Origin of the sequence: Streptomyces sp. NBC_00287, assembly GCF_036173105.1 — a bacterium.
In the GTDB taxonomy this organism is placed as follows: Bacteria; Actinomycetota; Actinomycetes; order Streptomycetales; family Streptomycetaceae; genus Streptomyces.
In genome coordinates this window covers 7,870,802-7,893,845 of sequence record NZ_CP108053.1, presented here as the reverse complement: position 1 = coordinate 7,893,845, position 23,044 = coordinate 7,870,802, and the positions used below count along the sequence as shown (strand labels likewise).

Here is a 23,044-nt window from a genome sequence, read left to right as displayed (position 1 = left end):
CCCCCTCCCTTCACGTTCATCTGAACTCTCATCGGAGACGATGTGTGCACCTCGCACGAGCCTGGGCAGGAGTCTGCCTGCGCCGACGCCGGCAGACGCAATTTCCTCAGGGCCACCGCGCTGATCGGCGCGGCGGCCACCGCCGTCACCCTTCCAACCATCGCTGAAGCGGCGGCAGTTGACCGCAGCCGGCGGCCCGACACCGAGAGTCGTCGCTTCACGTTCGCCGTGATGCCCGACACCCAGTACCTCTTCGACGGCCCGAGCATCAACGCGGCGCCGGTCGAGGCCTCGCTGCGCTATCTGCTGGAGCACGGCCGGGAGGACAACATCGTCTTCCTCTCCCACCTGGGCGATCTCACGGAGAACGGTGCCAAGGCCGAATGCGACGCGATCGGCGAGGCGTTCGAGCTGCTCGACCGGCGCGGCGTCGGCTACAGCGTCCTCGCCGGCAACCACGATGTCCGCTCCTCGACGAACGACCAGCGCGGTGCGACGCCGTACCTCGACACCTTCGGCCCGGACCGCTTCGCCGGTAAGCCGACCTTCGGCGGGGCCTCGCCCGACGGCTACAACACCTTCCACGTCTTCAAGGCGGCCGGGCGCGAGTGGCTCGTCCTCGCCCTGGACTGGCGGCTGTCGGACAAGGGCTACGCCTGGGCGAAGGACGTCATCGCCCAGCACCCGAGCACGCCCGTCATCCTCACCACGCACGAACTGGTCTACGGCGACGACGCGTTGTCCTCCTACGGCCAGCAGCTGTGGGACAAGCTGGTCAAGGACCACGACCAGATCTTCCTCACCCTCAACGGCCACTACTGGCCGGCCGCCCGCGCGGTCCGCAAGAACACCGCCGGGAACGACGTCCACCTGCACCTGACGAACTATCAGAACCGCTACTACGGCGGCGCGGCGATGATCCGCCTCTACCACTTCGACCTGGACCGGAACACCATCGACGTCGAGACGCTGTCGCCGTGGATCCTGGGCCGGGCCGCGAAGGGGCTCAATGAGCTGGAGCGGGAGGAGATGGAGCTGTCCGGTGACGCGGACCGGTTCTCCGTCGACATCGACTTCGCCGAGCGCTTCGCCGGGTTCGCGCCGATACCCGAGCGGCCGTCCCGCCCCGCCGCCAAGATGCTGGTGCGCGGCACGCTGGCGTACTGGCGGTTCGACGGACACGAGGAGGGCGCGCCGGTCGAGGGCAGGGTCCGTGATCTGTCCGGGAACGGCAACGACCTGACGGTGGTCAAGGTCGGCGACGCCGGCCTGACCTGGTCCACGGCCCACCACCCCGACCAGCCGGGCCACGGCAGCCTGTACTTCCGGGGCGGCAAGCCGCCGCTGAAGGGCGCCTACCTCCGTACGATCGACGGGGCACCCCTCAACTCGGCCACCTTCAAGGCCGGTTACACCATCGAGGCCTTCTACTGGCTCCCCGGCGACTGGACCGCCTCCCGCAACGCCTGGGGCGGACTGGTCAGCCGTACCGGCACCGGCGGGGCGGCCGGGAAGACCGAGGGCGACCCGGACGAGCCGCTCGCCACCCTCTCGCTCTCCGACGGACCCGGCCCGCAGTGGGCCGTGCGCCCGCTCAACCAGCAGGGCATCGCCACCAACTGGGGCGACGAGACGGCCCGCGAGAAGTGGTGGCACGTCGCCGTCGTCAACGACGGCACCCGCACCACGATGTACGTCCAGGGCTGCCCGGTCGCCCGCAACCCACATGCCCCCGCCATCGGCCTCACCACGGTCGGCCTGCCCTGGCTGCTCGGCGGCTACGAGTACGGCGGCAAGATCGACCAGATCCTGTACGGCCGCCTCGGCGACGTCCGGATCGTCGGACGGGCGCTGCCGGTCACGTCGTTCATGAACCACTGACACTCCCGCGAAAGAGACCTCCCGTGAACGACCAGCAGCTGCCCGCCTGGGCCGACCCCTCCGTCTCCCCCGCCTCGCTCGACCCGCAGGGCGTGTCCCGGCGCCGACTCCTGCGCGGCGCGGGCCTGTTCGGCGCCGCCTTCGCGCTCGGCTCGGCCGCCGTACCCGCCGCGGCCTCCGAATCCGGGGACGATCCTCGCCTCTCCTACCTCGTCGGCGACCACCACATCCACACCGTCTACAGCCACGACGCCAAGTACACGTTCTCCCAACTGGCCGCCGCGGGCGCGAAGTTCGGCCTGGACTGGATGGTTTTCACCGAGCACTCCAACTTCGGGCACGCCAAGTACGGCGCCCCGCTGGAGCACGAGGAGATCCTCAAGGCCCGCGCCGAGAACCCGCGCCAGCTGATCTTCCAGGGCCTGGAGTGGTACATCCCGGCCGCCGAGCACTGCACGGTGTTCACCGCGCCCGGCCCCAACGAGGTCGAGCTGCTCACCCTGTTCGAGAGCGCCTACGACGGCAAGCTGCTCGGCTGGACCGAGGGCGCCGTCGGCGCCGCGGACACCGCCCGCAACGAGGCGCACGCCGTCAAGGCGATCCAGTGGCTGGCCGAGCAGCGCCGTACCGGATTTGTCGACGACGTCCTGGTCCTCGCCAACCATCCGATGCGTCTGGGCATCGACTCCCCGCACGAAATGCGCAACTGGCGGGACGCGGCCCCCGAGATCATGATCGGCATGGAGGGCGCGCCCGGCGCCCAGGGCGCCGCCATCCCCGGCTGGCGGGGCACCACCGGGATCCGCGGCGAATACGAGAACAAGCCGTCGGCGCAGTCCTGGCCCGGGTATCCGCTGGAGGCGTACCGCACCTACGGCGGTTTCGACTGGGCGACGGCAACCGTCGGCGGGCTGTGGGACGCGATGCTGGCGGAGGGCCGGCTGTTCTCGATCACCACCAACTCCGACGCCCACCGGATCGTCTTCGACACCTGGAAGAACGGCGACTGGCTGCCGGGCCAGACCTTCGACAACACCGGCCGGCTGCCCGACCCGGTGAACACCGACACCCCGCAGCCCGGCTCCGACTTCTGGCCGGGACAGTTCTCCCGCACCCACGTCGGCGTCACCCGCTACGGCTACCGCTCGGTGATGGCGGGCCTGCGCGCGGGCCGGGTCTGGCTGGACCACGGGCATCTGCTGGACGGGCTGGAGGTCCGGCTGAAGCGGGACTGCGACCACGGCCGGGGTGTCACCCTGGGCGGCCGGCTCCGCGTCCGCAAGGGCGAGCGGCTCACCCTCGATGTCACGGTGACCAGCGCCTCCCGCCCCAACCCCCAGGGAATCCTGCCGGAGTTGGCGCATGTGGACGTCATCCGGGGCGCGGTGCGCGGTCCGGCGGCCGACCGGGACAGCTGGCGGGCGCCCGACACCAAGGTCGTCCACACCAGGGACGTCAGCGGCCGCAAAGGGACGTACACCCTGCGCATCCCGCTGGTCGCCGGGGACGAGCCCTTCTACGTCCGGCTGCGCGGCAGCGACGGCAACCGGAACGGCGCCGGGCACCTCGGCGCGTCGGTCGACCCGCACGGGCCGATCGTCCATGAGCCCGGCAACGGTGACCCGTGGGCCGATACGTGGTTCTATTCCAACCCGATATTCGTCGACGTGAAGGGTGTTTGATGAAGCGTCAACTCGTGTCCCTGGCCGCCTTATTGGGTGCGTTCGTGCTCGGCGCGGGCACCGCCTCGGCGGCCGGTGATCCGCGCTGGGAGGAGACCGGCACGGCATACACCGACACCCTGGGCGGCGGGCAGGGCCTCGCGAGCCGGGCCGACGGCTCGCTGCTGTACCGGGGGTTGGTGGACATACCGCTGTCGCTGCGGATCAAGGGCTGGAACCACGTCGGCGACCCGGACACCGCCCGGGGCCATGTCTTCGACGCCTACCAGGGCCCGGACACGGCCACCTCCAAGATGTTCGCGGTGACCACACCGGCCGGGAAGCGCTACGAGTACGTGCATCAGCTCAACCCGGGCGAGAAGCTGAACAACTCCTTCGCGACCGTCTCGCCGGACGGACAGTGGATGGTGTCGGGCGAGTGGGGCGAGCAGAACCGCCTCCAGGTCTTCCCCACCCCGCTGCTGAACCCCTCCACCCCGCCGGCCGGCGGCGATCTGAAGGAGGCCTGGCAGATCACCCTGGACAAGCCGGTACGGGACATCCAGGGCTGCGACTTCATCACGGACACCCGGCTGGTCTGCGCCTCCAACGACGCCACCGGCTCCCTCTTCCCGGAGATCCGCCCGCTCCTCCAGGTCGATCTGCCGCGCAAGCTGGACGGGCAGCCGATCACCGGCGCCGTGAAGGCCCTGTTCGCCCTGCCGCAGCGCAGCATCTGCACGGGCACCTTCGAGACGGAGGGCGTGGACTACGACGTGCACAGCGGCACCCTGCGCGCCGAGGTGATCCAGCCGGGCGTGTGCGCGGTGTCGACGACTGTGTACTCGTACCACCAGGTCACCAACTGATCGACCTCGGGTTACGGTGGGCCGCGTGACCACGGAAGAGTCGCTGCGGCCCCAGTCCCTCATGCTGACGTTCCTGGGCGAGCAGGTGCTCGGCCGGGACGTCTGCGTGTACTCGGGCAGCGTCATCGATGTCTTCGCCCGCGCGGGCATCGGCGAGCAGGCGACGCGCTCGACGCTGACCCGGATGGTCAACCGCGGTCTGCTGCGGCGCCAGCGCGAGGGCCGGCGGATGTATTTCGGTCTTACGGACCGCTCGACGGCCGTGCTGCGCGACGGCGAGCGCAGGATCTGGCACACCGGCGCGGTCAACCGGCAGTGGGACGGGACCTGGACCCTGCTCGGCTTCTCGCTCCCCGAGTCCTGGCAGCGCCAGCGCCACGATCTGCGCTCCCAGCTGACCTGGAGCGGTTTCGGACCGCTGTTCAACGGCCTGTGGATCGCGCCGGGGCAGATCGATGTGACGGAACTGGTCGCCGAACTCGGCCTGTCCGCCCATGTGAAGGTCTTCCGCGCCCACGCGGACACCGGCACCGACATCGGCGCGATGATCGAGGAGACCTGGGAGCTGTCCGAACTGGCAGCCCGTTACGAGGCGTTCGTCCAGCGCTGGCAGCCCTGGGAGACCGAAGCCCCCGACGCCGACGACGCGCTCACGCTGCGCCTGCTCTTGCAGGCGGAGTGGCTGCGCCTGATCCGCCGTGACCCCCGGCTGCCGGTCCGCCATCTGCCGGAGGACTGGCCGGCGGACCGGGCCGAGAAGACGTTCCGGGCCGTCCATGAACGGCTCACGCCGCTCGCTCAGGAGGCCGCGGAACGTCTGCTGGACCTGGTGCCGGTGCGCGAGGATCAGGCGTAGAACCGCGACAGACTCTGCAACACGGCCGCCGGCTTCGCCCCGCCCTCGATCTCGATCGCGCCGTCGACGGTGATCTGCACACCGCCCGGCACCTCCTCGACATCAGCCAGCTTTCCGACGAGCCGAATCCTCGACCCGACCTTCACCGGCGAAGGGAAACGCACCTTGTTCAGGCCGTAGTTGACCTTCGTGGTGACGCCCTGGACGTCGAGCAGCTCGGTGAAGAGGGGGATGAAGAGGGAGAGGGTGAGGTAGCCGTGGGCGATGGGCGCGCCGAACGGGCCGTCCTTCGCTCGCTCGGGATCCACGTGGATCCACTGGTGGTCCCCGGTCGCGTCGGCGAAGGTGTCGATGCGCTCCTGGGTGACCTCGATCCACTCGCTGGTGCCGAGGTCGCTGCCGGCCAGCTTCTTCAGTTCGTCGAGGCCGTTCACGGTGATGCTCATGGGGTTCCTTAGTTGTTGCCGTACCGATGGCGGACACGGGACTTGAGGAGCTTTCCGGAGGCGGTGCGCGGGAGTTCGTCCGCGAGCACCACCGACTTGGGGATCTTGTACTTGGCGAGGCGGCCGGAGAGGGAGGCGAGGATGTCGTCGGGGTCGAGCGCGGCGCCCTCGCGGGCCACCACGATCGCGCGCGGGACCTCGCCCCACTTGTCGTCGGGCACGCCGATGACCGCGCACTCGACGATGTCCGGGTGGGCGAGGAGCAGGTCCTCGATCTCGGCGGGGTAGATGTTCTCCCCACCGGAGATGATCATGTCCTTGATGCGGTCGACGATGAAGACATAGCCGTCGTCGTCGATGCGGGCCGCGTCCCCGCTGCGGAACCAGCCGTCCGCGAAGGAGGCGGCCGTCTCCTCGGGCAGTCCCCAGTAGCCGGACATGACGTGCGGCCCGCGCACGACCACCTCCCCGGTCTCGCCGACCTCGGCCGGAGTCAGATCGGGGCGCACCACCCGCACATCGCTGAAGAAGTGCGGCACGCCCGCCGACCCCGCCTTGCTCACCGCGTGTTCGGCGTCCAGGAAGAGCGCGCCGGGCGCGGTCTCGGTCATGCCGTAGCCCTGGAGGAAGGTCAGGCCGCGCTCCTGGTAGGCGGCGATCAGCGGGGTGGGCACGGGGGAGCCGCCGCAGGTCAGGATCCGCAGGGAGGAGAGGTCTGCGTCCGCCCAGCGCGGATGCCGGGCCAGCTGGTCGAACATCGTGGGCACCCCGAACATGAAGCTGATCCGGTGCCGTTCGACCAGGTCGAAGGTGGCGCCGGGGTCGAAGGACTCGACCAGCACGCAGGTGCCGCCCTTGAGCAGCACCGGCAGCGTCAGCATGTTCAGGCCCGCCGTGTGGAACAACGGGGCGGAGACGAGGGCGCGTTCCTCGGTGACGAGGTCGGTGTCGACGAGGACGTTGACCGCGTTCCAGGTGAGGTTGCCGTGGCTGAGCATGGCGCCCTTGGGGCGGCCGGTGGTGCCCGAGGTGTACATGATGATGCAGGTGTCGTCCGGGCCGACCGGTTCGTCGATGGGGTCGGCGTCGGCCGACGCCAGCAACTCCTCGTATGCGGCGCCTACTTCGACGTACAGCCGGATGTCCGTGCCGGCCACGAGGTGCGACGGGCCGTGGATCAGTGCCTTCGCGCCGGAGTCGGCGAGCTGGTAGGCGATCTCGGGTCCGGCCAGGCGGGTGTTGAGCGGGACGAAGACCGCGCCGAGCGTGCCCGCGGCGAACAGGGTCTCCAGGTAGGAGGGGTGGTTGGGGCCGAGGTAGGCGATCCGGTCGCCGCGTCTGATGCCGCGGGCGCGCAGGGCGTGGGCGAGGCGGGTGGTGCGGTCGTACAGGGCGGCGTACGTGAAGCTTGTGTCGCCGTGGATCAGGGCGGTGCGGTGCGGGGTCTTGCGGGCCCGGCGTGCGGGCCATGACCCGGTTCCCTCGTTGCGCATCGGGCACCCCTTACGGTTTGGTCAGCCCGAGCAGACGGGCGGCGTTCTCCTTGAGGATCTTCGGCCGGACCTCGTCCTTGATCTCCAGCTTCGCGAAGTCGGCGAGCCAGCGGTCGGGGGTGAGGACGGGGAAGTCCGAGCCGAAGAGGACCTTGTCCTTCAGCAGGGTGTTGGCGTACCGCACGAGCTGCGGCGGGAAGTACTTCGGCGACCAGCCGGACAGATCGATGTGCACGCCCGGCTTGTGGGTGGCGACGGCGAGGGCCTCGTCCTGCCAGGGGAACGACGGGTGCGCCAGGATGATCTTCAGGTGCGGGAAGTCGGCGGAGACGTCATCCACATGCAGAGGATTCGAGTACTTCAGCCGGATACCGCCGCCGCCCGGCACTCCGGCGCCGATCCCCGTCTGCCCCGTGTGGAACAGGGCGATCGTGCCCGTCTCCTCGATCACCTCGTAGAGGCCGTACGCCACCGAGCGGTCGTTCGGGAAGAAGCCCTGGATGCTGGGGTGGAACTTGAACCCCTTCACCCCGTACTCCTCGACGAGACGGCGGGCCTGCCTGATTCCCGCCTTGCCGCGGAAGGGGTCGATGGAGGCGAAGGGGATGAGGACATCGGAGTTGGCCGCCGCGGCCTCCGCCACCTCCTCGTTCGGGACCGGTGCCGTGCCGGTCGCGGACTCGGCGTCCACCGTGAAGATCACGGCGGCCATGTTCCGCTCCCGGTAATGGGCGGCGGTCTCCTCGAGCGTCGGCTTCCGCTTGCCCTCGACCTTGAAGTAGGCGGAGGAGGCGGCGTGCAGATCGTCGGCGAGGGAGGAGTGGCCCTGGGAGGAGACCTCCGCGTGGGTGTGGACGTCGATGGCGACCAGCTTGTCCAGGTCCATCACGCCTCCGGGAGCTTCGGCGCCGGAATGCCGACCGTCTGGAGTTCGGCGCCGGCCGAGGTGTGCCAGGCGTCGGCCAGGGTGTCGGGGGTCCAGCCGCCGTCGGCGTAGGCCGTGCTGATCTCCTGCGGATGCGACCAGAGTGCCACCTTGTCGCCGCCGATGCCGATGCACTGACCGGTCACCGAGCGGGCCGCCGCGGAGGCGAGGAAGGGGACGAGGGCCGCGCAGTCCTCGGGGGTGCCGAAGCCCTCGCCCTTGCGGAGGAAGTCGGGGAGCGGCTCACCGGCCCGTAGAGCGTCGATGTACGGCGCGAAGGCCGGGATCGTCTCGGTCATCGCGGTCGCGGCGACCGGCACGATCGCGTTGACGGTGATGTTCGCGCGGGCCAGCTCCATCGACCAGGTGCGGGCCATGGCGGCGATGCCCGCCTTGGCCGCCGCGTAGTTGGTCTGCCCGAAGTTGCCGCGCTGCCCGGCCGGGGAGCCGACCAGGATCAGGCTGCCGCCCTCGCCCTGCTCGCGCATCCGGACGGCGGCGGCGCGGGCGCAGGTGAAGGTGCCCCTGAGGTGGGTCGTGACCACGGCGTCGAAGTCGTCGTCGGTCATCTTCCACAGCACCTTGTCGCGCAGGATGCCGGCGTTGGTGACCAGGATGTCGAGCCGCCCGAAGGCCTCGACCGCGCGGTTCACGAGCCGCTCGGCGGCTTCCGTGGTGCCGACCGCGACGGCCTCGGCGACGGCCGTGCCGCCCGCCTCGGTGATCGACTTCGCGGCCTGTTCGGCGAGGGCCTCGTCGAGGTCGTTGACGACCACCGAGGCGCCATGGGCGGCCAGGGCGTGCGCGTAGGCGAGGCCGAGGCCCCGGCCACTGCCGGTGACGACGGCGGCCTTGCCGGTGAGATCGATGCCGGTCACAGCTGAGTCCCTTCACGAGCTGACGTGACGGAGATCGAAGCTAAGAGCAATAATTGGTGACGTCAATAGTTGTCGCGGACCGCAAGCTGCGAAAGACTGGGGCCATGAACACGAAAACGACGCCGATCGACGCGGACGAGCCCTGGATGCGCGAGCTGCACGCGGACACCGGCTACCTGCTGTACCGGCTGGGCCTGCGCTCCGGGCAGCTGTTCAACTCCTGCCTCCAGGAGTCCGGACTGCGGCTGCGCCACTACGCGGTGCTGCGCTACCTCGCCACCTGCGAAGGCGCCCTCCAGCGCGAGCTGAGCGCCCGCCTCGGCTACGACCCGAGCGCGATCGTCGGCCTGGTCGACGACCTGGAGAAGGCGGGCTTCGCCGAGCGCCGCCCCTCCCCCGACGACCGCCGCAGCCGGATCGTCGTACTGGCCGAAGCCGGCCGCGCCTTTCTGCGCGATACCGACGAGGCGGGCCTGAAGGTGACCAACGAACTCCTGGAGCCGCTCGACGCCGGCGAGCGCAAGACCCTGCACGCCCTGCTGCTGCGGATCGCGCAGGACGGACTCTGAACTGATGTTGTGCAAATGATTGACGGCTGCACGGCAACTGCCTAACTTCACGGAGGCATCGGCACCGTCCCCCAGGGAGCCCACCGTGCAGCCATCCCACATCACCCCAGAATCCCGGCAGTTGCGCAGAGTCGCCCTGTCCGGCCTGCTCGGCACCGCCGTCGAGTTCTACGACTTCCTCGTCTACGGCACGGTCGCCGCGCTTGTCTTCGGCGACCTGTTCTTCCCCGACGCCGACCCCGCGGTCGGCACGATCGCCGCCTTCGGCACCTTCGCCGCCGGTTATCTGGCCCGGCCCCTCGGCGGCATCCTCTTCGGCCACTTCGGCGACCGGGTCGGCCGTAAGTCGATGATGCTGCTGACCATGCTCCTGATGGGCAGCGGCAGTTTCCTGATAGGTCTGCTCCCCACCTACGACGCGATCGGCGTCTGGGCGCCCGTACTGCTGGTCCTGCTCCGGGTCGTGCAAGGCATCGCGATCGGCGGTGAGTGGGGCGGCGCCACCCTCATGGTCGTCGAGCACGCCGAGCACACCCAGAGCGGGCGGCGCGGACTGTGGTCCAGTTTCACCCAACTCGGCGCGCCGCTGGGCTCCTTGCTCTCGGCCGGAGTCGTCACCCTGGTCGCCACGCTGCCCGACGACGACTTCCGCTCCTGGGGCTGGCGTGTGCCGTTCCTGCTGAGCGTCGTGCTGCTCGGCGTCGGTATGTTCGTCCGCCTCAGGGTCGCCGAGAGCCCACTGTTCACCAAGCCCGCGCCCAGCGAGAAGCCACCCGTGCTGGAGGTGCTGCGGCGCCCCAAGCCGGTGATGCTGGCGGCCTGCGTCGGCATCGGCGCGTTCACCGCGCAGTCACTGCTGACCAGCTTCATGATCACGTACGCCGTGGACGAGGGCTACAGCCGCTCGCAGGTGCTCACCGCCGTGACCGTCGCCTCCGGTGTCGCCCTGCTGGTGCTGCCCACCGCCTCCGCCCTGTCCGACCGGATCGGCCGCCGTCCCGTGGTCCTGACCGGCGCGATCGCCTCCGCCGCGCTCGCCTTCCCGGTCCTGACCCTGGTCAACTCCGGCTCCCCAGGACTGCTGATCCTCGCCCTGGCCCTCGGCCACGGCGTCGCCCAGTCCACGATGTACGGCCCGCTCGGCGCCCTGCTCACCGAGATGTTCGGCACCCGGGTCCGCTACACCGGCGCCTCCCTCGGCTACCAGGCGGCCACCCTGCTCGGCGCGGGCTTCTCCCCGCTGATCGCCAGCAGCCTGCTCGCCTCGAACGGCGGCGGCAGCACGCCCGTCTCCCTGTTGCTGTGCGGCGGCGCGGCGATCACCGCGCTGACGGTGTGGCGACTCCGCGAGACACACACCGACACACTGAATCCCACCCCGGCCCATGCCGCGACGCCCGCCCCGGAAGGGACACCCCGTTGAGAACCCTCGTCGCCGTCGCGCTGGCCGTCACCCTCACGACAGCCGCCGCACTGCCCGCCTCGGACACCCACCTGGAGGGTCAACTCCCCTCGGGCGCCACCTACTTGATGGACACACCCGCGGACTGGAACGGCACGGTCCTGCTGTACAGCCACGGCTACCGGGCCGCAGGCTGGCCCAACCCGCCCCAGAACGCGCCCGATTCAGCCACCCGGGACAAGCTCCTGGACCAGGGATACGCCCTCATCGGCTCCTCCTACGCCACCACCGGCTGGGCCGTGACCGACGCCGCACCCGACCAACTCGCCACGCTCGACGTCTTCACGGAGAAGTTCGGCAAGGCCGACCGCACCCTCGCCTGGGGCACGTCCTACGGCGGTCTGGTCACGACGACCCTCGCCGAACGGCACGCCGCCCGCTTCGACGGCTCCCTGTCCATGTGCGGTCTGGTGCAGGGCGGAGTGGCGAACTGGAACAGCACCCTGGACCCGGTGTTCGCGCTGAACACGCTGCTCGGCTCGGACGTCCGGCTCACCGGATTCGCGGACCAGGCGCAGGCACAGGGCGCCGCGCAGACGCTCACCGCGGACGTCACGGCCGCCCAGGGGACCCCGCAGGGCCGCGCCCGCATCGCCCTCGCGGCAGCCCTGCACAACGTCCCCGGCGACGCCGTACCGGGACTCATCCAACTCCCCGCCTTCAGCTGGCGCCAGGAGGCGGAGAGCCGGGCGGGTGGCAACCCGTCCTGGAACACGGGCGTCGACTACACGGCGATGCTCCACCGCTCGCCGCTCTACAAGGAGGTGGCCGGGCTGTACAAGGAGGCCGGGGTCTCCCTGCGCGCCGACCTCAAGACCCTCAACCGCGCACCCCGCATCTCCGCCGACGCCTCGGCCGTACGGTGGATGCGCGACACCAGCGTCTTCAAGGGCCGCCTCTCGGACCCCCAGTTGAACATCCACACCACCGGCGACACGCTGATCCCCGTACAGTCGGAGAGCGCCTACCGCAGGGCCGCCACAGCGGCAGGATCCGGCACTCTGCTGGCGCAGGCCTATGTTGACGCGCCGGGCCACTGCACGTTCACCCCGGGCGAGATGGTGGGCGCGCTGCGGACCCTGGAGTCCCGGCTGGACACGGGCCGCTGGGACGCGTCACCGGGTTCTCTCAACTCCCGTGCGCAGCAAGAGGATCCGACCGCCGAGCCCCGCTATACCGCGTACGAACCCGCCCCCTACCCCCGCCCCTACGACCTCGCCCACCCGGGAGACGCCCGGCCATGACCCCTCGCTCCGCGCCCGACCGGCTGCTGTCCGTGCTCGCCGCGTTCGACCACGAGCACCCGGCCCTGAGCCTGACGGACCTCAGCCGGCGGGCCGGACTGAGCCTGACCACCGCGCACCGCCTGGTGGGCGCCCTCACCGAATGGGGCGCGCTGGAGCGGGACTCCGCCGGCGTCTACCACGTGGGACTCAGGCTGTGGGAGCTCGCGGCACTGGCACCGCGCGGCCTCGCCCTCCGGCAGGTCGCGCTGCCGTATCTGGAGGACCTGTACGAAGCAACCCATGAGAACGTGCAGTTGGCGGTGCGGGACGGCGCCGAGGTCGTCTACATCGAGTGGCTCTCGGGCCGTTCGGCAGTGGGCGTCCACATCAGGGTCGGCGCCCGCTGGCCGCTGCACGCGACCGGGGTGGGCCTTGCTCTGCTGGCCCACGACGACCCGGCCCACCAGGAGGAGTACTGCGCGGGCCCGCTGGAGTCCTTCACGCCCTACACCATCACCGACCCCGCCCGCCTGCGCCGCGAACTCGCCGAAGTGCGGCGCATCGGCGTGGCGGTGAGCAGCCGTCAGGTCACCGCCGACGCCCTGTCGGTGGCCGCCCCGATCCGCGGACCCGGAGGGGCAGTGGTTGCCGCCGTGTCGGTGGTCGTGCCTCAAATCAACGCCCAGGTACCGGTGTTGGCCCCGGCGGTACGGATCGCGGCGCGGGGGATCTCACGCGGGTTGGGGTGGCTCCCGGCGGAACGCTGAGCCACCCCGACGCTCGCGTCAGGTGCGGGTCACTTCTGCTCCACCCGCACCCAATCCACCTCCGCCCGCACTCCCCCGGCCGCGATGCGGTCCACGCTGGACTGCGGGAGACCCCAGTACGGGGTCGTGACCTTGTTCCAGCCGGCCGGGTAGGCGCCGCCCAGAGCGAGGTTGAGGATCACGTACTGGTTGTGGTCGAAGACCCACTGGCCCCGGGTCGACTCCAGCTTGTTGCGGGAGGTCTCCTGAACCAGACGGTCGTCGACGTAGAAGCGCATGCCGACCGGGGTCCACTCCACCGCGTAGGTGTGCCACTGGTCGGCACGGCCGCCGTTCGGGTAGATCTGGCGGGCGCCGATGTTGCCGTCGGCGGAGTAGCCGGGGCCGTGCAGGGCGGTGCTGGTCCAGTCGCCGTAGCCGATGTTCTCCATGATGTCGGTCTCGCCGGAGGCCGGCCAGGACACCGACGGGTCGTCGACATTGCTGCCGAGCAGCCAGAACGCGGGCCAGAAGCCGTCGCCCACCGGGAGCCTCATGCGTGCGCTGACCCGGCCGTAGGTGAAGTCGAACTTGGTGTTGGTGTCGATGCGGCCCGAGGTGAAGTCGTAGGTGCCGCCGCCCGCCTGGGTGCAGCCCTTGCAGTGCTTGGCCTCCAGGATCAGATGGCCGTTCTCCTGGCGGATGTTGTCCGGGGAGTCGACATACGCCTGGGACTCGCCGTTGACCGAGCCCATCTCCGTGCCGGTGCGAACCACGCGCCACTTGGCGCGGTCCAGGGCGGCGGTGGTGAAGTCGTCGAAGAAGGTGGTGCGGTACGTGCCCGACTGGTCCGCCGGGAGCGCCGGGTAGGCCGCCGCCGCGCTGCCGCCGGTGCCCCAGACCTCGAACTCGTAGAGCGAGTAGCCGAACTGGGCCGTCGCCGGGGCGGGGTTGTAGAAGGAGCGGCGTTCCTTGCCGAGCATGCGGACGTAGCGGCCGGTGGCCGGCTGCGGGAGGCGGATCGAGTCGTGCAGGCCCACCGCCTCCGCCGGGGACTTCACGTTCGCCCGGCGGGACGCCACTTCGGCGGCCGAAGGGCGGTACACCGTGCGCCAGGTGCGGTTGTCGTCGGAGACCTGGAGCTCGTAGTCGACGGCGAACGCGGCCTCCCAGTAGAGGTCGACCGTGTCGATCGTCGAGGGTGCGCCGAGGTCGACGGAGACCCAGCGGTCCGCGTTCCAGTCGCTGGACCAGCGGGTCTGGTCCGCCTTCAGGTCGGCGGGCCGGCCTCCGTCGGTGATGAACGCCGGGGAGTTGCCCGCGTGTTGGTAGAAGTTCGTGTAGGCCGGGTGGTTCAGGGCCAGGTTGGTGCGGCTCGTGGAGGCGGGGGCCGGTTCGCCGCCGTACACCTTGAACGAGTAGAGGGAGTAGCCCCACGGGGTGGCGCGCTCCATGCCGCGCATTCGGACGTAGCGGCCGGTGACCTCCTGGGGGTAGGTGTGCGCCGTGACCGAGCCTCCGGTGCCGTCGGTCTCCGTGTAGAAGGGGGTCCAGTCCGTGCCGTTTCTGGAGACCTCCAGGACGTAGCGCTTGCCGTAGGCGGCTTCCCAGTCGAGGGTGACGCGGTCGATGCGGATCGTCTGGCCGAGGTCCAGGCGGATCCACGCGTTGTCGGCGAAGTCGCTGGACCAGCGGGTCGCGCCGTTGTCGTCGAAGGCGAGGCCGGGGGCGAGGCCCGCGTTCTCGCTGCCGGAGGCGGTGACGCCGGCCGGGTTCGCCGCGTACGCGGCTGACGCGCGGTCGGTGTCCCAGGCGACGGCGGCCGCGAGTTGCTCGGGCGCGGGGGCGGCGAAGGCGGGGCCCGCCGTGAGCACGGCCGCCGCGGCGAGAGCGGTCACGAGGATGCGTGAGGTACGGGTGGGCATGCGGCTCTCCTTGAGCAGGGAGGGTGGGGTGCCGGTTCCGTAAAGTCTCATGACTTAATTTAGGTTGTGATTTAAAACTCGAGGGAAGCGGTCGTCAAGGTGTTGCGCATGATGAATCGCCGACCGTTTCCGCGCCTCGTTCAGCCCAGCATCGTGCGGGCCAGGTACGACACTTCCTCCCCGGCGTGCCGTGCCGTCGCCCGGCACGCGAGGGTCGTGTCCGAGGTGACCTGCGCCGGAGTGATGCGCCAGCGGACCGTCAGTTCGTCGCCCGCCCGCAGGAGTGGGGCCGTGAGGGGGTCCAGGGCGTGTATGTCCCAGCCGCCGGGGGCGCCGAGGGTGAGGCGCGGGGCGGTCCAGGGGCGGGCGGAGCCGTTGGCGAGGGTGGCGGTCAGGGTGAACTCCGGTGCCTGGCCGGTTACTTCCAGCGTCAAGCCGAAGGGCTTGCGGGCGTAGGTCGGCGACCAGGAGTCGCGCATCAGCTTCACCAGGACGTCCGCCTGGGCCGGGCGCGCCGACGCCAGGTCGTGCTCCTCGCCGGGGTCCCGGGACAGGTCGTACAGCTCTACGTCCCACTCGTCGTCGGGGACGCCCCGGTCCTGGCCCGGCGCGAAGCGCACCGCCTTCAGGTCGCCGCGTCGCAGCGCCTCCGCCAGGCGTCGGCCCCGGCCCCGGTCGGCCGCGTCGGAGCGCGGGGTGACTCCGCTGTGGTTGCGGTAGAAGTACAGGCTGTTGTGACGGGCGGTGTGGCCCGATCCTCGCAACAAGGGGGCCAGTGAGAGGCCGTCCACGTCCGTGGGAGCCGGGGCCCCCGCCAGGTCGGCCAGGGTGGGCAGGAGGTCCGTCAGGGGCGTCGGGCGGTCCGTCGTGCCGGCCGGGATGTGCCTCGGGGACCAGGCGATGAGCGGGACGCGGATGCCGCCCTCGTAGAGGTTGCGCTTGTAGCCGCGCAACGGGCCGTTCGCGTCGAAGAGTTCGGGGTTGGTGCGGCCCTCCTCGTGCGGGCCGTTGTCGCTGGTGATCAGGACGAGCGTGCGGCCCGCCACACCGAGTCGGGTAAGGCGGTCGACGACGTCGCCGACCAGCGAGTCGAAGGTGGTGATCTGCGCGGCGTGCCGTCGGTCGGGGCCGGGCCAGGGACGGTCGCCGTACTCGCCGTCGTCCGGTGTCTGGCTGGGGGCGTGCGGCAGGGTCGGGGTGAGGTACAGCAGGAACGGCTCGGCCCGGTGCGCGTCGAGGAAGGCCAGCGCGCGTTCCTTCAGCAGATCGGGGGCGTAGACCTCGCGGGCGTCGCCGCGGTTGGCGGGGATCTCCTGGCGGTTGCCGTTGTGCCACAGGTACTCGGGGAAGTAATCGTGGGCATGGCGGTGGCCGATGTAGCCGTAGAACTCCTCGAAACCCCGGGAGTTGGGGTGGCTCGGCTGGTCCGGCTGCTCGGGGCCGAAGCCCCACTTGCCGAAGACGCCGGTGCGGTAGCCGAGCGAGCGGAGCGCCTCGGCGAAGGTGAAGTCCCGGTCCGTGAGCGCCCCTTGGCCGCCCGGGCCCCAGGGGTTCTCCCGCACGGTGGCGTGCCCTGCGTGCAGTCCGGTGAGCACCGAGCAGCGTGAGGGCGCGCAGACGGGGGCGGCGGCGTAGGCGTCGGTGAAGCGCAGGCCCTCGGCGGCCAGGGCGTCCAGGCGGGGGGTGCGGATGAGTTTCTGGCCGTAGGAGCCGAGTTCGCCGTAGCCGAGGTCGTCGGCGAGGATCACCACGAAGTTGAGCCGGTCCGAGCCGGACTGCACGGCCGGCACCGCGGAGGCGTGCTTGCCGTCCGGCGGCGGCAGCGCCTTGTCGCCTTCCTCGCACGCGGTGACCGCCGTGGCCGCGACCGGCACTGCGGCGGCCGCGGTGAGGAAGCGGCGGCGGCTCGGCATACATGTCTCCTGGGAGGCGACGGGAAGGGGGTCCGGAGACGATGGTGATCGCAGCCGTCGGTCCAGGACCATGCATACGCTGTGAACGCTCTGTTTCGACCTTTGAGAGGGAAAGTCCCGACCCCTGGTTCCTTCTCCACGGCATCGAAATGATCACAAACGGAGGCGCGATATCCCTCTCACCGGTGAGGACGCCGTCGCATCCGGCCTTCGATACTGGAGGGGCCTCTTGCCCCGAGGAGCCGCCCATGTCCCCGCCGTCCTGGCTCACCCCTGCCGTCACCAGGCTGCGTACGGCGAATCCGTACGTCGTCGACGGCGCGCTCGCCGCGCTGGTGCTGTTCGCCGCCTCCCTCCAGTGGATCTTCCCGGACGAGGGGGACGACCGCCTCACCTGGCAGGGCTGGCTGCTGGCCGCCGCCACCGCGGTGCCGCTGGTGTGGCGGCGCCGGGCGCCGTTCGCCACGGCGTGCGCCGTGTCGATGGCCACGCCCGCGATGGCCCTGTACCACGCCCCGCCGCCGGACGTGGTGTACGGCGGTCTCGTCGTCCTCTACACGATGGCCGCCCAGGGCCGGGTCTGGCAGCGCCGGTTCATGCTGGCGGGCTGGATCCTCGGGGTCGTCCTCACCATGCAGCACAAAGAGGAGCCGCTGCCCTTCGAGTACGCCTTCCAACTGCTCAGCCTGGTCGGGGCGTACGGGTTCGGGATGCTCTCCCGGGTCCAGCGCGCCTACACCGCCGCCCTGGTGGACCGGGCCCGGCGCCTGGAGCGGGAGCGGGCCGCGGACACGGCCCGGGCGACGGCGCAGGAGCGCGCCCGGATCGCCCGGGACATGCACGACATCCTGGCCCACGCGGTGAGCCTGATGGTGGTGCAGGCCGAGGCCGGGCCGGTCGTCGTGCGCAGCGATCCGGCGCGCGCGGAGGCCGCCTTCGACGCCATCGCGGGGACCGGCCGGGACGCGATGGCGCAGTTGCGGCGGATCCTCGGGGTGCTGAAGGAGGAGGAGCGCGAGGGCGGTGCGCGGCGGCTGCCGCAGCCGGGCGTGGCGGCGCTGCCCGGCCTGGTCCGGCAGGTCACCGAGTCGACCGGGCTGCGGGTCGAGCTGCGCTCCAGCGGCAAGCCGCGCCCGCTGCCCCCGGACACCGAGGTCGCCGCCTTCCGTATCGCGCAGGAGGCGCTCACCAACACCGTGAAGCATGCGTACGCTTCCTCCGCTACCGTCGCTCTCGACTGGGCGGAGGACGAATTGACACTGTCGGTGACGGACGACGGACGCGGCCCCTCGGGCCCCGGCGGCGGGCACGGACTGATCGGCATCCGTGAGCGGGCCGCCGCCTGCGGGGGCAGCGCCCGTGCCGGGCGGGGTCCGGAGGGCGGTTTCCGGGTCGTCGTACGGCTTCCGGCCGACGACCGGCAGGCGGCGCTGGGGTGAGCATCCGGGTGGTCGTCGCCGACGACCAGGAACTGGTCCGCAGCGGCTTCAGCATGATCCTCGAGGCGCAGCCGGACATCGAGGTGGTCGCCGAGGCCGGCGACGGCGCGGAGGCGGTCGCCGCGGTCCGGGCCCACACGCCCGATGTGCTGCTCCTCGACATCCGGATGCCCGTCATGGACGGCCTGGAAGCGGCTCGGCGAGTGTGCGGGGAGTCCGCCTGCAAGGTGGTCATGCTGACCACGTTCGACCTGGACGAGTACGTATACGACGCGCTCTACGCGGGGGCCAGCGGCTTCCTGCTGAAGGACGTCCGCCGCGACGACCTGGTGCACGCGGTCCGGGTGGTCGCGGCCGGGGACTCCCTGCTCGCCCCTACGGTGACCCGCCGTCTGGTCGCCGACATCGTGCGCCGCCGTCGCCAGGAGGCAGCCGCGGAGGTCACCCCACAGCGGCTGGAAGTGCTGACGGCCCGCGAGGCGGAGACCCTGCGGATGCTCGCCCGGGGCCTGTCCAACGCGGAGATCGCGACGGCCCTGTTCGTGAGCGAGCACACGGTGAAGACCCACGTCAGCAATGTGCTGAGCAAGCTGGGGCTCCGGGACCGGGTGCAGGCGGTGATCTGCGCGTACGAGACGGGCCTGGTGACGCCCGGCGACGGTCAGTCCTGACCCTCCCCGAGCTCGGTGAAGAGGGTGAGCTGCAGGGCTCCCGGTGCCTCCAGCCGGGAGTTGAGGGAGTTCCAGGGCGTACGAGTCGGCTCGGCGACAACTTCGGCCCCGGCCCCCGCCAGCACACGCGTCACCGCCGTGGAGTCGTCCACCTCGAAGGCCACCCGGATGTGTCCGGCGACGCGACGCCCGACCTCGACCTCGTCGATGAACGCGGCGTGGTTCGGGTCGGTCAGCTCCAGGGTTGCGCGCCCCGCCTCCAGGATGGTGACCCGCCCTCCGGGGGAGGAGAACGCAGCGCGTTCGGGCAGACCGAGGACGTCGCGGTAGAAGCGCAAGGCCTCGTCGTAGTCGTCCGCCGTGACGACAAGGCGGAGTTCCCGGACTGCTGGTGCGTCGGACATGGGTGCTCCTCGGAGATCGTGAGTGTCGCCGTTGGTCAACTCTCCAACCGGCACCTTTGATTCCTCCCCCACGCGAGTGATACGACCCCGCCTCTCCCCCGTACGACCGAGCCCGACAAACCGCTCCCTCCGGCGATCCGGTGACCCCCGGCCCAGGACGAACCTGAGAGCACTTGTCCACCGTCCAACCGCCGGAGGCCCCCGTGCTCTCCACGCTCGCCCGGACTGCCACGCGCCGTCCGCTCACCGTCATCCTGCTCTGGCTGCTCTTCCTGCTGCTCGGCTTCGGGCTCGGCACGGGCGTCTTCGGGCGGCTCTCCGACGATGTGCCGGACGTGCCCGGCACCGAGTCGCAGCTGGCCGAGGAGTATCTGTCCGGCCTGGACCCGACCGGCGAGACCGTCACCGCCGTCGTCGCGGGCGAGCCGGTCTCCGACGCCGCCCTGCGCGCCCAGGTCGAACGGGCCGTCGCCGAGGTCCGCGAGATCGCCGGAGTGGCCGCCGTACCCGATCCGTACGCCACGCCCGGACTCACCGCCCGGGACGGACAGGCCCTGATCATCCCGGTCACCTTCGAGGGCGGCCTGGACGACGACGCCGAGGAGGAGGCGACGGACGCCGCCGCCGAACGCATCCGGCAGATCGAGGCGCCCGACGTCCATGTCAGCGGTGGCGAACTGCTCGGCAGGCAGCTCGGCGAAAGGGCGCAGGAGGACGTCAAGAACGCCGAGTTGATCTCCCTGCCCGTCGTACTCGCCCTGCTGCTCGTGGTGTTCGGCGGACTGCGCGCCGCCGCCCTGCCTCTGGTGATCGCCGTCAGTGGCATCGCCGGCGCGTTCCTGGCGCTGTTCGCCTTCAGCGAGGTCACCGACATCTCGGTGTACGCGATCCAGGTCACCACCATGCTGGGGCTCGGACTCGCCGTGGACTACGCCCTGTTGATGCTGGTGCGGTTCCGTGAGGAGCGCCGGCACACCGAGGACGTCGTGGCGGCCGTGCACCGTACGGTCGCCGCGGCCGGGCGGACCGTGCTGTTCTCCGGGCTCACGGTGGCCGTCAGTCTGACGGGGCTGCTGGTCTTCCCGAGCGTGTTCCTGCGCAGCATGGGTCTGGCCGTGGCCGCCGTCGTGGTCATCGACATGCTGGCCGCGGTCACCCTGCTGCCCGCGCTGCTGACGAAGTTCGGCGGGAAGATCCCACCCGCGCGCGTACGGCCGGACAGGGAGGAGGGCCGCCTCTTCGCCCGCCTGGCCCGCTTCGCCGCCCGCCGCCGTATCGCCGTGGTGGCCACCGTCGTACCGGTGCTCCTGGTGCTGGCGCTGCCGGTCACCGGCATGACGATCAACATCGGCGACGCCAAGCAACTGCCCACGAGCACCGAGGCACGGCAGCTGTACGACACCGTCGACGCGCACTTCCCGCCCGGCACCGGGGTCTCCCCGATCACCGTCGTCGTCAAGCCCGGCACCGACCCGGCGACCGCCGAGCGGATCAGCGCGCTGTCCGGCGCCGAGTCGCGTCAACTGCCGGGCGGCACCACGGTGGTGGAGATCCAGCCGCCCGGGAGCGTCGACGGCAAAGCCGCGACGGACCTGGTCGAGCGGATACGGGACCTGCGCGGCGACGAACCCGTCGAGGTGACCGGGGTCGCGGCCCGACTGGTGGACTTCCGGGAGATGCTCGCCGAACGGGCACCCTGGGCCGCCGTGACCGTCCTGGCCGGAATCTTCGCACTGCTGTTCGCCTTCACCGGCTCGGTACTGATCCCGCTGCGCACCATCGCGACCACGCTGCTCAGCCTGGGCGCCGCGCTCGGTGTGGTGGTGTGGGTCTTCCAGGACGGGCATCTGGCCGGACTGCTGGGCGCCGAGGGCCTGGGCTCGCTGAGCCTCACCGCGCCGCCACTGATCGTCGCCATCGCCTTCGGGCTCGCCATGGACTACGAGCTGTTCATCCTGGCCCGGATGCGGGAGGCACGGGAGCGCGGGGAGGACGATCAAGAAGCCGTGGTGACGGGGCTGCGCCGCTCCGGACGGGTGGTCACCTGTGCCGCGCTGCTGCTCGCGGTCGTCTTCGGCGCCTTCATGACGGGCGGCTTCTCGCCCATCCTGCAGATCGGCCTCGGGCTCACCCTCGCGGTGCTGATCGACGCCACCGTCGTACGGATGCTGCTGGTCCCGGCGACGATGGCCCTGCTCGGCCGCCGCGCCTGGTGGGCGCCACGCCCGCTGCGCCGGGCCCACGACCGGTTCGGGCTGACGGAGGCGCCGACGGCGCCCGAGCCGCCCGTACCGACGAAGGTCTGAGAATCACCGGAATCTCATACCGCGCACCGCCGGTTCAAAGGATCACCCCAGGTACGAGGCGCACGATGCAGGCGCAAACGTGGATATACCAGGAAGGCCTGCCGTGGGCGTCTCGCACATATCAAACCGGTCCGAGCAGCAGTCGCGGGGGTGGTCACGGCGCGGGGTCCTCACCGTTCTCGGTGTGGTCCCCGCCGCCGTGCTGACCGGGTGCAGCGGCTCGGCGGACGCCTCGGAGCCCGGTACGGCCACGACTGCCTCGACGCTCCCGCCGACGATCACGGTGACTCCCGCCGACGGGACGAAGAAGGCCGCGTTCACCACTCCCGTCGAGGTCACGGTGACGGACGGCACGCTCGCGTCCGTGGAGGTCACCGGCAACGACGGGTCCACACTGGCCGGCACCTACAACGACACCCGGACCAAGTGGATCTCGAAGGAGAACCCGTACTCCGGCACGAAGTACACGGTCACCGCCGAGGCGGAGGGCGGCGCCGCGACGAAGACCGCGACCTTCACCACCAGGTCCCCCGGCGAGACCTTCGTCGGCTACTTCATCCCCGAGGCGGGCTCCACCTCCGGCGTCGGCATGCCCGTGTCGATCAACTTCACGCACGCCGTGACCGACCGGGCAGCGGTCGAGAAGGCGATCACGGTGACCGCGGAGCCGGCCGTCGAGGTGGTCGGCCACTGGTTCAGCGACACCCGGCTCGACTTCCGGCCCGAGTCGTACTGGGCGGCCGGCACCACGGTCACGCTCGGTCTGCGGCTGAAGGACGTCGAGGGCGCGGACGGTGTCCACGGCGTCCAGTCCAAGGACGTCACCTTCCACATCGGCCGCGAGCAGATCAGCACGGTCGATCTCGACAGCAAGGTGATGACGGTCGTACGGGACGGGCAGACGGTCGCCGGCTACCCGGTCACCGGCGGCGACGCCGACCACACCACCTGGTCCGGGATCATGGTGATCAGCGAACGGTTCAAGGAGACCCGGATGGAGTCCTCCACGGTCGGTCTCGGCGACGAGTACGACATCTCCGACGTCCCGCACGCCCAGCGGCTGACCACCTCCGGCACTTTCATCCACGGCAACTACTGGGCGTCCACGTCGGTGTTCGGCGGCGAGAACACCAGCCATGGCTGTATCGGGCTGCACGACGCGAAGGGCGCGGGCGACAAGTCCGTGGACGGCTACAAGTTCTACGACAGCTCGATGCTCGGTGATGTGGTGGTCGTGACCAACTCCGGGGAGGAGACGGTCGATCCGGCCAATGGGCTGAACGGCTGGAACCTGTCCTGGGCAGAGTGGCGGGCGGGGAGTGCCCTGTAGCGCGTCCCGCGCATTCACGGGGTGAACTCCCGTTCCGTGAACGG

19 protein-coding genes are annotated in these 23,044 nt (G+C 70.7%); 12 read left to right on the top strand and 7 right to left on the bottom strand.

What is annotated here, in order from left to right; translation table 11 throughout:
* The first annotated feature begins 42 nt into the window (after positions 1-42).
* Genes OHT76_RS35780 through OHT76_RS35765 form a run of 4 tightly spaced genes read left to right on the top strand, consistent with a single transcriptional unit; the run spans position 43 to position 5,267 of the window.
* Positions 43-1,881, top strand: coding sequence for a LamG-like jellyroll fold domain-containing protein (locus tag OHT76_RS35780; protein WP_328875006.1), 1,839 nt, complete (start codon positions 43-45; stop codon positions 1,879-1,881).
* Positions 1,882-1,904: 23 nt separating this feature from the next.
* Entirely contained in the window at positions 1,905-3,563 is a 1,659-nt protein-coding gene (locus tag OHT76_RS35775; RefSeq protein ID WP_328875005.1) for a PHP domain-containing protein, read from the top strand.
* Positions 3,563-4,411, top strand: a complete 849-nt coding sequence (locus OHT76_RS35770) for a hypothetical protein (RefSeq protein WP_328875004.1) — start codon at positions 3,563-3,565, stop codon at positions 4,409-4,411. The genes OHT76_RS35775 and OHT76_RS35770 overlap by 1 nt, the downstream gene beginning before the upstream one ends.
* Positions 4,412-4,436: 25 nt before the next feature.
* Positions 4,437-5,267 carry a PaaX family transcriptional regulator gene (locus tag OHT76_RS35765; protein ID WP_328875003.1) on the top strand — a complete coding sequence of 277 codons (831 nt, stop codon included), beginning with the start codon at positions 4,437-4,439 and terminating at the stop codon, positions 5,265-5,267.
* On the opposite strand, the gene OHT76_RS35760 is transcribed toward OHT76_RS35765, so the two are convergent.
* Genes OHT76_RS35760 through OHT76_RS35745 form a run of 4 tightly spaced genes read right to left on the bottom strand, consistent with a single transcriptional unit; the run spans position 5,258 to position 9,009 of the window.
* Positions 5,258-5,713 (bottom strand): MaoC family dehydratase, encoded by a 456-nt coding sequence (locus OHT76_RS35760; protein WP_328875002.1) that lies wholly within the window; start codon positions 5,711-5,713, stop codon positions 5,258-5,260. The two genes, OHT76_RS35765 and OHT76_RS35760, sit on opposite strands and share 10 nt — an antisense overlap.
* Positions 5,714-5,721: 8 nt before the next feature.
* Positions 5,722-7,206: an o-succinylbenzoate--CoA ligase gene (menE, locus tag OHT76_RS35755; RefSeq protein WP_328875001.1), complete on the bottom strand. Its 1,485-nt coding sequence runs from the start codon at positions 7,204-7,206 to the stop codon at positions 5,722-5,724.
* A gap of 10 nt (positions 7,207-7,216) precedes the next feature.
* Positions 7,217-8,092: an amidohydrolase family protein gene (locus OHT76_RS35750; protein ID WP_328875000.1), complete on the bottom strand. Its 876-nt coding sequence runs from the start codon at positions 8,090-8,092 to the stop codon at positions 7,217-7,219.
* Positions 8,092-9,009: an SDR family NAD(P)-dependent oxidoreductase gene (locus OHT76_RS35745; protein WP_328874999.1), complete on the bottom strand. Its 918-nt coding sequence runs from the start codon at positions 9,007-9,009 to the stop codon at positions 8,092-8,094. Before OHT76_RS35745 ends, OHT76_RS35750 begins: the two co-directional genes overlap by 1 nt.
* 104 nt (positions 9,010-9,113) lie before the next feature.
* On the opposite strand from OHT76_RS35745, the gene OHT76_RS35740 reads away from it, so the two are divergent.
* From OHT76_RS35740 to OHT76_RS35725, 4 genes are all read left to right on the top strand, one after another.
* Complete coding sequence (locus OHT76_RS35740) at positions 9,114-9,578, top strand: MarR family winged helix-turn-helix transcriptional regulator (protein WP_328874998.1); 465 nt, start codon at positions 9,114-9,116, stop codon at positions 9,576-9,578.
* 85 nt (positions 9,579-9,663) lie between these two features.
* Positions 9,664-11,001, top strand: coding sequence for an MFS transporter (locus OHT76_RS35735; RefSeq protein ID WP_328874997.1), 1,338 nt, complete (start codon positions 9,664-9,666; stop codon positions 10,999-11,001).
* On the top strand, positions 10,998-12,284 hold the full coding sequence (locus tag OHT76_RS35730) for an alpha/beta hydrolase family protein (RefSeq protein WP_328874996.1): 1,287 nt from the start codon (positions 10,998-11,000) through the stop codon (positions 12,282-12,284). Before OHT76_RS35735 ends, OHT76_RS35730 begins: the two co-directional genes overlap by 4 nt.
* Positions 12,281-13,033 carry an IclR family transcriptional regulator gene (locus tag OHT76_RS35725; protein ID WP_328874995.1) on the top strand — a complete coding sequence of 251 codons (753 nt, stop codon included), beginning with the start codon at positions 12,281-12,283 and terminating at the stop codon, positions 13,031-13,033. The genes OHT76_RS35730 and OHT76_RS35725 overlap by 4 nt, the downstream gene beginning before the upstream one ends.
* 29 nt (positions 13,034-13,062) lie before the next feature.
* On the opposite strand, the gene OHT76_RS35720 is transcribed toward OHT76_RS35725, so the two are convergent.
* Positions 13,063-14,937: a discoidin domain-containing protein gene (locus tag OHT76_RS35720; RefSeq protein ID WP_328874994.1), complete on the bottom strand. Its 1,875-nt coding sequence runs from the start codon at positions 14,935-14,937 to the stop codon at positions 13,063-13,065.
* Between the two features lie 140 nt (positions 14,938-15,077).
* Positions 15,078-16,850 (bottom strand): sulfatase-like hydrolase/transferase, encoded by a 1,773-nt coding sequence (locus OHT76_RS35715; protein ID WP_328874993.1) that lies wholly within the window; start codon positions 16,848-16,850, stop codon positions 15,078-15,080.
* A 248-nt stretch (positions 16,851-17,098) separates the two neighbouring features.
* Between OHT76_RS35715 and OHT76_RS35710 the strand changes: the two genes are divergently transcribed.
* Both OHT76_RS35710 and OHT76_RS35705 read left to right on the top strand, forming a co-directional pair.
* Positions 17,099-18,289: a sensor histidine kinase gene (locus OHT76_RS35710; RefSeq protein WP_328874992.1), complete on the top strand. Its 1,191-nt coding sequence runs from the start codon at positions 17,099-17,101 to the stop codon at positions 18,287-18,289.
* Positions 18,286-18,960 (top strand): response regulator transcription factor, encoded by a 675-nt coding sequence (locus OHT76_RS35705; protein ID WP_328874991.1) that lies wholly within the window; start codon positions 18,286-18,288, stop codon positions 18,958-18,960. Before OHT76_RS35710 ends, OHT76_RS35705 begins: the two co-directional genes overlap by 4 nt.
* Here OHT76_RS35705 and OHT76_RS35700 read toward each other — a convergent pair.
* A complete protein-coding gene (locus OHT76_RS35700) occupies positions 18,951-19,364 on the bottom strand; it encodes a VOC family protein (RefSeq protein ID WP_328874990.1) in 414 nt (137 codons plus the stop codon). The two genes, OHT76_RS35705 and OHT76_RS35700, sit on opposite strands and share 10 nt — an antisense overlap.
* Positions 19,365-19,567: 203 nt before the next feature.
* Between OHT76_RS35700 and OHT76_RS35695 the strand changes: the two genes are divergently transcribed.
* Positions 19,568-21,670, top strand: coding sequence for an MMPL family transporter (locus OHT76_RS35695; RefSeq protein WP_328876709.1), 2,103 nt, complete (start codon positions 19,568-19,570; stop codon positions 21,668-21,670).
* A gap of 103 nt (positions 21,671-21,773) precedes the next feature.
* Positions 21,774-23,000: a L,D-transpeptidase gene (locus tag OHT76_RS35690; RefSeq protein ID WP_328874989.1), complete on the top strand. Its 1,227-nt coding sequence runs from the start codon at positions 21,774-21,776 to the stop codon at positions 22,998-23,000.
* Positions 23,001-23,044 lie beyond the last annotated feature (44 nt).